We start from the raw sequence: 11,630 nt of genomic DNA, 5'->3' as shown, positions 1-11,630 counted from the left end.
GCATGGTGCCGCCGATGCTTCAGACCACACCGGGCAGCCGGGGCAAACGCACACGCCAGTTGCCAGTCCCCTTGACAGCACTGCCTGCGCTGAGCGGCGCACAGCAGGCCGTGCTGTTGAAGTGGCTCAAGTCCGATGCCCAGGAACGCAGCTGGCAAAGCCTGCTGCAAGTGGCAGGCAGCAACCAGTTGGAGGTGGCCGACACCCTGGTGCAGGCCTTGCTGCTGTGTGGTGCCGTGGCGCTCAAGGAAGAGCTGTACCATGGCCAGTGGCGACCGTGGCGTGTGGTCTGGACCGATCTGGAAGGTTTGCAGACCCTGGCCGGTGTGTCAACCCGCAGCCAGCGTGACGCCGACAAGGCCAGCCTGAGCATGGACTTGCAGGCGCTGGCCCAGGCGCATCCATGGCTTTCAGTTGCGGTGCACAGTCTGTTGAATGATGTGTTGACGATTGCCAGCAAGACGGCACGTGCGGAGTTGCTGCAGGCCCTGGTGGTGTGGCAACAGGCCCAACGCCAGGGCATGCGCCAGGACTTTGCCTTGGCCGCCAGGGGCCACACCAAAGCGATCAGCACCACCGAGTGGGATTGGCTGGAGGCCACCGTGCCGTTGGAGACGCTGGGCATTGGCCGGTTTGAGCCGCTGATCTGGCTGGCGGGCAGCATCGCGCTGTGTGCGGCTACCGAGCCGAGCGGGCCGCAAGCCTCTTGGGCAACTTGGGGTTTTGTGGGCTTGCCTTGTCGCATCTTGGATGCCATGCAGGTGGCGCATGCGCCCCAGAGCTATTGGCTCATTGAAAACCGGGCCAGTTTCGAGCGCCAGGCCAGCCGTTTGCCGCCGGGCACCTGCCTGGTGTGGCTGCCAGGTCGCCCCAGCAGCGCCTGGCTGCAGGCCATGCGCTGCTTGCTGACGCTCGCGCCTGCACCGGCTGACATCAGTTGCGACCCTGATCCCGCAGGTATTCAGATTGCCTTGACCGCCGGGGCATTGTGGGATGCGGCGGGTATCCCTTGGCAAGCGGCCCATATGGCCTCCGAGATTTGGCGTGCGGGCACCACCTTGCCTTTGAATGACTATGACCGCCGTGTCTTGGCCGAGTTGCAGACCACCCCTGGGCTGCCGTCTGGTCTGGCCTCATTACGCGATGACCTGATCTCGTCGGGAACCAAGGCCGAACAAGAGGGCTGGTTGTAGTTTGCTCCGGGTTGGCTGCCTTGCACCTCCACCCATGGGTCATGACCGACAATAGCTACCAAAGGCAGTTGACCTGCTGCCAGTTGTTTTCACCCATGCCGGACAACCCGGCAACCAAGGAATTTCACCATGAGCATGTCTATGTACCAGGCATTCATTCCGCCCGCTATCCGCGCGCTGAGCAACCTGGCCGCTTTCCTCGACAAAATCGCCACCCACGCCGAGACTCGCAAGATCGATCCGGCGGTGTTTGTTTCGGCACGTTTGTTCCCCGACATGTTGCCTTTGGTGAAGCAAATCCAGATCGCGTCCGATACCGTCAAGGGCGGCGCCGCGCGCCTGTCGGGCCAGGAAGCGCCTAAGTTTGAGGACAACGAAGCAAGTTTTCCTGAGCTGCAAGCCCGTATCCAGAAGACCATCAACTACCTGCAAAGCTTCACGTCTGAGCAGATCGACGGGAGCGAAGACAAGGCCATCACGCTGGCCATGCGCAGCGGCGAGCTGCACTTCAAGGGCCAGGACTACCTGACGGCTTATGTGTTGCCCAACCTGTATTTTCACGTGACCACCGCTTACGCCATTGCCCGCAGCAACGGCGTTGAGCTGGGCAAGTCTGACTTTCTCGGCAGGGCATAAATCATGCGTATTGCCGTTTTCGACACCCACCCGTATGACGAACAAGCGCTGAACGCGGCCAACATCAATGGTGCACATACGCTGGAGTTTTTTGAAGAGCGTCTGTACGACAAAACCGTTGAGTTGGCCCATGGATTTGATGCGGTTTGCCCCTTTGTCAACTGCCGACTGACTGACCCGGTGTTGCATCGCCTGCAACAGCTTGGCGTGAAGATTGTTCTGCTGCGTGCAGCCGGTTTTAACGGCATCGACATTGTGGCCGCTGAGCGGCTGGGCATTTGTGTGGCGCGGGTGCCCGCTTATTCACCCGACGCGGTGGCTGAGCATTGTTTTGCCTTGCTGCTGACCCTGGTGCGCAAAACACACCGCGCCTACAACCGGGTGCGTGAGCAGAATTTTTCGCTCGACGGTCTGGAGGGCTTCAACTTACACGGCAAAACCTTTGGTGCGTTGGGTGCTGGGCGCATCGGCCAGTGTGCGATGCGTATTGCCAAAGGTTTTGGTTGCAAGGTTATTGCTTATGACCCCTACGAGAACGCACAGATCGCGCAGGATGTCGGTTTTGAGTACGTCCCGCTGGAACGCCTGCTGGAAGAGTCCGATGTGATTTCCCTGCATTTGCCACTGACTGAACAAAGCCACCATATCATCGATGCAGCGGCGCTGGCACGCACCCGGCGCGGCGTGACCATCATCAACACCAGTCGTGGTGGCCTGGTTGACTCCCAAGCGCTCATCGACGCGCTCAAGACTGGTCAGGTGGGTGGTGTGGGTCTGGATGTGTATGAGATGGAGGAGGGCGTCTTCTTCCACGACCTCTCCGATCGGCCGCTGCAAGACGACACCTTGGCGCGGTTGATGATTTTTCCGAATGTGCTGATCACCTCACACCAGGGTTTTCTCACACGTGAAGCGCTGCATGCGATTGCGACCACCACCTTGGGCAATGCCAGTGCGTTCGAACGCGGTGAACCGATGCTCAACCAGGTCAAAACAAGCTGAAGCACGCTTGCAACTGTCATGACCAAACTGCTTGAAACCGCCGCCCTGGAGGCGGCTTTGCAGGAGTTTTCCCGCCAGCGCGACTGGGACCAATTCCACACACCACGCAACCTGATCCTCGCCTTGACCGGTGAGGTGGGTGAACTGGCCGAGATCTTTCAGTGGCTGACCGACGAACAGGCCGAGCAGATCATGCAAACCGACAAAGCCGAACATGTGCGCCAGGAAGTCTCTGACGTGCTGCTTTACCTGATGCGTCTGGTGATGGTGCTGGACATCGACATCAATGCAGCGGTGAGCTCCAAAATCGCACTCAACGCGGTCAAGTACCCACCCACTCAAACCTAGTCTGGCGCAGATTGTGCTTGGAAGCCACATGTCGGATCAAGGCTGATCCGACAACCGCCTGACTCTTGTTTTACCAGTCTCCAAGATGTTGAATGACCTGGTCTACCTGCGCCGCTTGTGGTCGCACGACAAGACCCTTGACAGCCTCAAGGTTGCACTGGCGTTCGCCGGTGTGGTGGGCTTTTGTTTTGTCACCGGCCATGAAGATTGGCTGATCGGTTTGATCCTCGGGATCATTGCAGCTGCGCTGGCTGAGTCGCCCGACCGGGTGGCTGGGCGGATGAAAGCGCTGCTGGTCACCCTGCTGTGTTTTGGTGTCACATCGGTGTCGGTGCGGCTGTTGTTCCCGTTCCCCTGGTTGTTTGCTGTTGGCCTAGCCCTATCCACCTTCACCTATGTGATGCTGGGTGCCCTGGGAGAGCGTTACGCCACGATTGCCACCGCGTCGGTGATTCTGGCGATCTACACCATGCTGGGTGTGGCACAACATGTTGACAACACGGTGCCGTTCCTGCATGACCCGCTGTTGCTGCTGGCAGGCACCTGCTGGTACGGCGGCATATCACTGGTGGCAGCTGCCATTTTTGGCAATCGGCCCGCCAGCCAGGTGGTGTCGCAGGTGTTTTTGGCGCTGGGACGTTATCTGGCGCTGAAAGCGACTCTGTTGGAGCCGGTGCGCGGGCGCGATGTGAAGGCCTTGCGTCTGGCGCTTGCAGCCCAGAATGGGCGGCTGGTCGGCCAGATGAACCGGGCGCGCCAGATTCTGTTGTTGTGGGCCCAGTCCCCGCGCCCGGCAAACGGTGCTCGCCCTTTTTTGCAGTGGTATTTTCTGGCGCAGGAGGTGCACGAGCGGGCCAGTTCGGCGCACCACCCGTATGAAGCCTTGAGTGAGGCCTTTTCACGCAGCGATGTGTTGTTTCGCTGCCAACGTTTGATGTCTTTGCAGGCTGGCGCCTGTACACGGTTGGGCCAAGCGATTGCGCAGGGGGATGTCTTCGACTACGGCAACGACGGCGCCCTGGCACTGCAGGAGCTTGAAGCTGCACTAAACCATGTCCAGACCGCCGGACAACAGGACAAGGCGCTGACAAATGCACTGGCTGACCTGTGCCGCAACCTTCGCACGATTGAGCTGCGCCTGTCCCACGCGGGCCAGCCCGATGAATTGGAGGTCATCTCTGACAGCACCTTGCGCGATGCCGATCCGCAAACCCTGGCGGAGATGTGGCGGCGTCTGCGCCAGCAGTTCAGACCTTCGTCCCGGCGTTTTCGCCATGGCCTGCGCCTGTCTGCGGCATTAACCGCTGGTTACGCCTTGCTCAATCTGCTGGACCTGCCACAAGGTTACTGGGTGTTGTTGACCACGGTGTTTGTCTGCCAGCCCAATTTCAGCAGTACTTGGCTGCGCCTGGGTCAACGTATCGGCGGCACTGTGGCTGGTTTGCTGGCGACCACATTGTTCATTTCGGCTTTTCCCCATCCCCTGGCGCAACTGGCGCTGGTGGTGGCGTCGGGTGTGGCCTTTTTCAACTTTCGCGCCGAGCGCTACAGCCTGGCCACCGCCTGCATCACAGTGTTGGTGTTGGTGTGTTTTAACCAGTTTGGCAGCAGTTATGCGCTGGTCTGGCCGCGCCTGCTCGACACCCTGCTGGGCAGCCTGTTGGCAATTGCCGCGGTGGCTTTCATCCTGCCCGAATGGCATGGCAAACGGGTGCACCATGCCATGGCACGCAGTCTGAGTCTGAGTGCAATCTACCTGAGTGAAATCCTCTCGCAGTACCGCAGCGGCCCGCGTGACGACTTGCCTTACCGTGTTGCCCGGCGTGATGCGCACAATGCCGATGCTGAGTTGTCCAGCACCCTGGCCAGTATGCTCACCGAACCCGACCGCTACAGCTTGCCACCCGACGCGGCCTACCGTTTTTTGTGCGCCAGCCATACCCTGCTCGGTTACATCTCGGCGCTTGGTGCGCACCGCGAGCAGGACACGGCCGGGCTGCAACTTGCCGAAATCACCACACCTGAAGCGCGTATTCAGCAAGGTTTGGCGCAGATTGCCAGCGCACTGGCCACACGCAGTGCGGTGATCGTGCCCGGACCCGTGTCCACTGCACCAGCTCACGCACTAGAACTTGGCGTCAGCGAGACCGCGCAGCGGGTGATGCGCCAGCTTAGCCTGATTGAGGGCCTGCTGCCCGAATTAGCCGAGCTGACCAGCGGTTTTGCGGTCGATACCCAAACTGGACAAGCTTAGCGCAGCGAAGGTTGATCCGTGATTTCTATCGGATTTCTGCCCAACTCCACCTTGCTGCAGCAACGGCTTTGAGAAGATCAACAGCCCCTTGATCAAACGCAATTCTTTGCAAAACCAGGCCAACAAGCCCGTGCATCGGTGGGGTAGCATGTGTCGCTAAGGAAACTCGGAGATGGCTCGCGACTCTGGAGGTTGAACGTGGTTTGGGATCAGATGTGTAGGCGGTGCATGGCTTGTGTTGGTTGGGCCATCTTGCTGGTGTTGGCTTGTGTGCTGCTGGGTACCGCAAGCGCTGCAACGCCGTTGCAGGTGCAACTCAATCCTGACGAGCAGGCCTGGCTGGATGCCAACCGTGGCAAGACCTTTTCCGTGGGCTTTGATCCTTTTGCCGGGTTGGACTATTTCGAGTTTCGTGGCCAACACAGCGGACTGCTGCCCGCTTTGATCGAAGACATCGAGGTACAACTCGGGCTCAAGCTGGTGCCAGCCATGGTCAAGGGTTGGGACGATGCGTACACGCGTTTTGTGGCGGGCCAGATCGATATTCTGTATGGCGCCAACCCGACCCCGGAGCGTTCACGCATCATGTGGTTCACCCGCCCGGTGTGGAAGTACCCCTACAACATGTTTGCACTCAAGGCGTCATCGGTGCAGACACTGGGTGACCTTGATGGCAAGAACGTGGGCTTCATCCGCAATGATTTTGTGGTTCAGCAGCTGCCCCAGGAGTTTCCAAACATCCATCTTCAAAGTATTGAATTCGACTCACAGGAATTGGGTTTACAGGCCTTGGAGGCGGGTCTGGTGGACGGTTTTGTGACGGCTGGTGCCGGGGTGGAGTACGACTTTTTCTACACCCACCCCAAGGTCGCCCTGGTGGCACAGATCCGTTCCATCACCTCGGATATGACCATGGCCGTGGCCAAAGATCGGGAGCTGCTGGGGCGTGTTCTGGACCGCTACATCGACCAGAGGAACACGGCCATCCGCGTCATGAAGCGCAATGCAGAGAGTCTTTACAACCGCAAGACGCTGCGGCTCAATGAGGCAGAGTTGCGCTGGCTGGAGCAAAAAGGCACAGCCGTGGTGGGTGTGGCAGAAGACTATCTGCCGTTTGACCACCACAGCCAGGGGGAATACCGCGGCATTGCCGGGGAAATGCTCAAACGTATTGGCGACAGCGTGGGTGTCCGCTTCAAGGTGGTCAGCGGCAGCTTTTCCGAAATCATGGAACAGGCCAGAAGTGGCGGTGTGGACGTGGTCAACATGGCCAAAACGGAAGACCGGCTCAAGGACTTTTTCTTTCCCCATGCCATCAGCACCGAGCGCGACATCATCGTGGGTTTAAAAACCAGTGCGCCGGTGCAGGATGTGTACGGGTTGGAGGGCAAACCGGTAGCAGTGATTGACGGTTTCTGGCACGAGGAATACCTGCGCAAGAACCTCAAGAACGCCCACATTGTGAAAACGGCAGACATCATGGAATCGCTGCGGCTGGTGCGCCAAGGGGAGGTGGCCTACGTGATCGAAAACCCGACTGTGGTGGAGTTTTATATCAACGGCTTGGGCTATACCGACATCGTCAAACGCGGCAACACCTCCAAGGATTCGTTTGTGTACTTTGGCGTCAGCCGACGTCAGCCCGAGTTGGCCGCCATCATGGACAAGGTGATTCCGCTGATTGATTTTGAGGACGCCAAATATGCAGGCATACAAAGTGTGCCAGCCCTCAACAACGAGGCAAACCGGCGACTGCTGATGCTGGTGCTTGTGCTGGCAGTGGCCTTGCTTGGCATTCTGTTGCTGGTGATCAAGGTGGTGCGTAATCTGGCTGAGCAAAAAAGCCGAACCCAATTTCTGACCGAACGCGAGAACCTGCTCTACACCGACGCCCTGACCGGCTTTTTCAACCGCAACTACCTGAGCCAGAAGGCCAGCCAGGGTGTGGCGGGCGCTTACCCACAAGCCATGGTGGTGGCCGACGTGAACAACCTCAAGCAAGTCAACGACAGTTATGGCCACGCGGCCGGTGATGCCCTGTTGGTGTCATTCACCAGCCTGGTGCGGCAGCAGTGGCCACAAGGGCATTTTTTCCGCCTGGGTGGGGATGAGTTCCTGATCATGTTGCCCGGCACCGATGCCAGCCGGGTTCAAGCGGACATCGCGGCTCTGCTAGAGCGCTGCCGACAAACCAGCTACGCGGTTTCCCCCAATGAGTCAGCCCAGCCCAGTGCCGCCATGGGTTATGCCATCCGCCACAGCGCCGAGGTGCCGTTGGCCAGCTGTATCGCCGAAGCTGATCAGTGTATGTACCAGGCCAAGGCGCAGATGAAAAAGCGTCGCAGTGACGACCTGCAGGTGGACACACCTTGATCGCCCGTGCCGACCGCAACGCAACGCGGCAGGACTCGGCCGAGGCCTTGGCACGACCCTGATGGATTTGCAATCAAATGCATAGCTATCAGCCCTTATGGAGAAAGGGCTAGAGGCCAATTCTATGTATTGAAATAACAATGCCAAGCACCTGATAGGTCAGGAGCCACAAGGACAAGAAAGACGGGAGTTGCGCTTTTAGCGCAGGACAGGCTCTGCGACTACCGCTGTGGGTGGCTCTGGTGTCTCGTCTGCACCGGTCAAAACGCGGCGCGCACCGGTAAAACGACGCTTCCAGTAGGCCATGCTCATGCTCTCGATGCGCACGTCCGCACCGGGTTTGGGTGAGTGCACAAATTTGCCGTCACCAATATAAATACCGACATGGCTGAAGGTGCGGCGCATGGTGTTGAAGAACACCAAGTCCCCTGGTTTGAGGTCGGTGCGTGCCACTTTTTCGGTGTGGGCCGCTTGTTGTGCCGCCACCCGGGGCAACACCAAACCCACCGTTTCCTCATAAACCGTTTTGACAAATCCACTGCAGTCAAAGCCGGTTTCAGCAGATGTTCCGCCACGGCGGTAAGGGACACCCAGGAAACTCAGCGCATTGACGACCAGTGACGACGCCTTGGTGGACACCGTCTGTCCGGCTTGCTGGATGTGCTGTAAAACAGCTTTGTCAGCCAGGAAATTGCCGATGTCGTCGGGAGCCTCAGTCGGCGTCGCATGGACGGCACCGGTGATCAGGAGGCTGGAGACGAGGACAAAAAAACGCATGGGCGGTAGCTTACTGGCAAAAATGCATTTGTGTCAAATCAATTTCAATGAAAGTTGATTATAGAAATGTGATGTAACGATATGAATATCAAAGATTTTTTGTTTTTTGGCCAGTTTCACCTGTCATCCCTTTGACAAAATTTCTGGCGGCTGACAGTTGTTGGCAGTCGCGCAGGGTGTGAATCCTGCGGTCTAATATTGCCGTCACCGATTGTTGAAAGACTCCCATGTTGCTTGAAGCTGAACTGTCCCAACTCGTGCTGGTGGATTACCAGGCACGGCTGATGCCCGCTATTTTCGAGGCGCCGCTGGTGTTGGCCAATGCGCAGCGCTTGGCACAAGCCGCCCAGTTGCTGCAGGTGCCGGTGCTCGGCACGGAACAGAACCCGTCCAAGTTGGGCGAAAACGCCCCGGAGATCAAGGCCCTGTGCCAACGCACCTTGGCCAAGATGCAGTTCAGCGGTGTCGAAGAAGGCCTGGGTGAATGGTTGCGCCCACCTGTCAAACCGCCTGCAGGCAACGCACGCAGCCTGCCCAAACACCTGCAAAAACCCTCGAACACACCGACCGAACGCAGCACCATCGTGATCGGGGGTTGTGAAGCCCATGTGTGCCTGTTGCAAACCGCGCTGCATCTGCTGGAAGACGAGTTTGAGGTGTGGGTGGTGACCGATGCCTGCAGCTCTCGTACCGAGCGCAACCGGGATGCGGCCTTTGACCGATTGGCAGGCGCCGGTGCCGAGCTGGTGACCACCGAGATGGTGCTGTTCGAGTGGCTGCGCTCTGCCGAACACCCTCAATTCAAAGCGGTTCAAGCATTGATCAAATAGGCCTGTAGCCCTTGTATTGCTTGGGCTGAATGCTATAGATTTCTCAAATAGCTCGTTGCTCTCTGGTGCGGTAGTGGGGTGGTATGCAGTCAGCATGCTGCAAGTTCATTAAACATAATTATGAATTCACTACAAATACCACCACCGGAGACAAACCATGAGCACCTATGCCGACTTTCATCAGCGCTCTTTGACCGATCGCGACGGTTTTTGGGGCGAACAAGCGCAGTTGGTGGACTGGAAGGTGCCGCCACAGCAGATTTGTGACTACAGCAACCCTCCGTTTGCCAAATGGTTTGTCGGTGGCATCACCAACCTGTGCCACAACGCGGTGGACCGGCATCTGGCGACCCGTCCTGGCCAAGCTGCACTGATTTTTGTCTCGACCGAAACCAACCAGGAAACCGTTTATTCGTTCAGAGAGTTGCACGCAGAAGTGCAACGCATGGCGGCGGTTCTGAAAGACCTGGGTGTGCAAAAAGGCGACCGTGTTCTGATTTACATGCCGATGATCCCCGAGGCCGCGTTTGCCATGCTGGCCTGCACCCGCATCGGCGCCATCCACTCGGTGGTGTTTGGTGGTTTTGCGTCGGGTTCGCTGGCCTCTCGTATTGAAGATGCCGAACCCAAGGTGGTGGTCAGTGCCGATGCCGGTTCGCGCGGTGGCAAACCGGTGCCTTACAAACCCCTGCTTGACGAAGCGCTGCGCCTGTCCAAGTACAAACCTGAAGCCGTGTTGCTGGTGGACCGTGGCATGTCGGCGATGGACCTGGTGGCGGGGCGTGACCACCTGTGGGGTCCGCTGCGCGAGAAAAACCTCAACACCGTGGTTGAATGTGAATGGGTTGATGCCACCCACCCGAGTTACACGCTCTACACCAGCGGCACAACCGGTAAACCCAAGGGGGTGCAACGCGACACCGGTGGTTACTGTGTGGCCCTGGCCGCCAGCATGAAACACATCTACGCGGGCAATGCGGGCGAAACCTACTTTTCCACCAGCGACATCGGCTGGGTGGTGGGTCACAGTTACATCATTTATGGCCCGCTGATCGCTGGCATGGCCACCATCATGTACGAAGGCTTGCCCACCCGCCCGGATGGTGGCATCTGGTGGAGCCTGGTCGAAAAATACAAGGTCACCGTGATGTTCAGCGCGCCCACCGCCGTGCGCGTGCTCAAGAAGCAGGACCCAGCGCTGCTGACCAAATACGACCTGTCTTCCTTGCGCGCACTGTTCCTGGCGGGTGAGCCGCTGGACGAACCTACCGCGCAGTGGATCAGCACCGGCCTGGGCAAACCCATCATCGACAACTACTGGCAGACCGAGACCGGTTGGCCCATCCTCTCCTTGTGCAACGGTGTGGAAAAAGCGGTTTCCAAGTTTGGCTCCCCCGGCAAAGCGGTGTACGGCTACGACGTCAAGCTGCTCGACGACCAGACCGGCGCAGAACTCACCGGCCCGAACCAGAAGGGTGTGGTGGCTGTGGAAGGCCCGTTGCCACCGGGCTGTATGCAGACCGTGTGGCGCGATGACGAGCGCTTTGTCAACACATATTGGAAGAGTGTCCCCGGCAAGCTGGTCTACAGCACCTTTGACTGGGGCATTCGCGATGCCGATGGTTATTACTTCATTCTGGGTCGCACTGACGACGTCATCAATGTGGCCGGCCACCGCCTAGGCACCCGCGAGATTGAGGAGAGCATCGCCGCTCACCCGAATATTGCCGAGGTGGCGGTGGTGGGTGTGGCAGACCAGCTCAAGGGCCAGGTGGCCATGGCCTTTGCGGTGCTTAAAAATGCCAGCCTGATCACCGATGAGGCCAGCGCTCTTGCGCTGGAGGCCGAGGTGTTCAAGCTGGTGGATCGGGATTTGGGGGCTGTGGCGCGCCCGGCACGGGTGCGTTTTGTCACCGTGTTGCCAAAAACCCGCAGCGGCAAGTGCTTGCGCCGGGCCATTGCCGCCGTGTGTGAGGGCCGCGACCCGGGCGACCTGACCACCATGGATGACCCCGCCGCTTTGCAGCAAATCAAGGATCTGGTTTCTGCCTGATTGAGACAAATCCAAGCTGTGTTGGTGTTGTGCCCTTTTTCAGTGGCACAATGCCGCACTGATTGCAGGCCCTTCCAACGCCACTGTCGCATCCGCCAAACGGTCAAGCCGTGACGCGGAAGGTTAACTAACCCAGCTTTAACCAGCTAAAGCTCCCTGAAGGG

9 protein-coding genes are annotated in these 11,630 nt (G+C 58.7%); 8 read left to right on the top strand and 1 reads right to left on the bottom strand.

The annotated features are described in order from the left end of the window. Positions 1 to 2 precede the first annotated feature (2 nt). From FDG13_RS09550 to FDG13_RS09525, 6 genes are all read left to right on the top strand, one after another. Positions 3 to 1,193, top strand: a complete 1,191-nt coding sequence (locus FDG13_RS09550; protein WP_180127064.1) for a hypothetical protein — start codon at positions 3 to 5, stop codon at positions 1,191 to 1,193. 129 nt (positions 1,194 to 1,322) lie between these two features. Beyond that, positions 1,323 to 1,829, top strand: a complete 507-nt coding sequence (locus FDG13_RS09545) for a DUF1993 family protein (protein WP_180127062.1) — start codon at positions 1,323 to 1,325, stop codon at positions 1,827 to 1,829. Positions 1,830 to 1,832: 3 nt separating this feature from the next. After that, entirely contained in the window at positions 1,833 to 2,831 is a 999-nt protein-coding gene (locus FDG13_RS09540; protein WP_180127060.1) for a 2-hydroxyacid dehydrogenase, read from the top strand. An 18-nt stretch (positions 2,832 to 2,849) separates the two neighbouring features. Continuing rightward, the gene (locus FDG13_RS09535; protein WP_180127058.1) at positions 2,850 to 3,179 is read left to right on the top strand and encodes a nucleotide pyrophosphohydrolase; all 330 of its coding nucleotides are present in this window, start codon (positions 2,850 to 2,852) and stop codon (positions 3,177 to 3,179) included. An 85-nt stretch (positions 3,180 to 3,264) separates the two neighbouring features. Beyond that, a complete protein-coding gene (gene yccS, locus FDG13_RS09530; RefSeq protein ID WP_180127056.1) occupies positions 3,265 to 5,433 on the top strand; it encodes a YccS family putative transporter in 2,169 nt (722 codons plus the stop codon). Positions 5,434 to 5,661: 228 nt separating this feature from the next. Continuing rightward, positions 5,662 to 7,806, top strand: coding sequence for a transporter substrate-binding domain-containing protein (locus FDG13_RS09525; protein WP_180127054.1), 2,145 nt, complete (start codon positions 5,662 to 5,664; stop codon positions 7,804 to 7,806). Between the two features lie 198 nt (positions 7,807 to 8,004). Here FDG13_RS09525 and FDG13_RS09520 read toward each other — a convergent pair whose 3' ends face one another. Continuing rightward, entirely contained in the window at positions 8,005 to 8,583 is a 579-nt protein-coding gene (locus FDG13_RS09520) for a C40 family peptidase (protein ID WP_180127052.1), read from the bottom strand. A gap of 227 nt (positions 8,584 to 8,810) precedes the next feature. Between FDG13_RS09520 and FDG13_RS09515 the strand changes: the two genes are divergently transcribed. Next, a complete protein-coding gene (locus tag FDG13_RS09515) occupies positions 8,811 to 9,413 on the top strand; it encodes an isochorismatase family protein (protein WP_180127050.1) in 603 nt (200 codons plus the stop codon). Between the two features lie 157 nt (positions 9,414 to 9,570). Beyond that, positions 9,571 to 11,466 (top strand): propionate--CoA ligase, encoded by a 1,896-nt coding sequence (locus FDG13_RS09510; RefSeq protein WP_180127048.1) that lies wholly within the window; start codon positions 9,571 to 9,573, stop codon positions 11,464 to 11,466. The last annotated feature ends 164 nt before the right edge of the window (positions 11,467 to 11,630 follow it).

The sequence above is a fragment of the Rhodoferax sp. BLA1 genome (genome assembly GCF_013416775.1).
Classification (GTDB): domain Bacteria; phylum Pseudomonadota; class Gammaproteobacteria; order Burkholderiales; family Burkholderiaceae_C; genus Rhodoferax.
Note: the sequence above shows the minus strand (reverse complement) of the source record. Positions and strands in the feature narration are given on the sequence as shown.

Excerpts from the sequence above, each read along its gene's own strand:
- FDG13_RS09550 (WP_180127064.1), top strand. The coding sequence starts at position 3 with ATGGTGCCGCCGATGCTTCAGACCACACCGGGCAGCCGGGGCAAACGC.
- FDG13_RS09545 (WP_180127062.1), top strand. The coding sequence starts at position 1,323 with ATGAGCATGTCTATGTACCAGGCATTCATTCCGCCCGCTATCCGCGCG.
- FDG13_RS09540 (WP_180127060.1), top strand. The coding sequence starts at position 1,833 with ATGCGTATTGCCGTTTTCGACACCCACCCGTATGACGAACAAGCGCTG.
- FDG13_RS09535 (WP_180127058.1), top strand. The coding sequence starts at position 2,850 with ATGACCAAACTGCTTGAAACCGCCGCCCTGGAGGCGGCTTTGCAGGAG.
- yccS (WP_180127056.1), top strand. The coding sequence starts at position 3,265 with ATGTTGAATGACCTGGTCTACCTGCGCCGCTTGTGGTCGCACGACAAG.
- FDG13_RS09525 (WP_180127054.1), top strand. The coding sequence starts at position 5,662 with ATGGCTTGTGTTGGTTGGGCCATCTTGCTGGTGTTGGCTTGTGTGCTG.
- FDG13_RS09520 (WP_180127052.1), bottom strand. The coding sequence starts at position 8,583 with ATGCGTTTTTTTGTCCTCGTCTCCAGCCTCCTGATCACCGGTGCCGTC.
- FDG13_RS09515 (WP_180127050.1), top strand. The coding sequence starts at position 8,811 with ATGTTGCTTGAAGCTGAACTGTCCCAACTCGTGCTGGTGGATTACCAG.
- FDG13_RS09510 (WP_180127048.1), top strand. The coding sequence starts at position 9,571 with ATGAGCACCTATGCCGACTTTCATCAGCGCTCTTTGACCGATCGCGAC.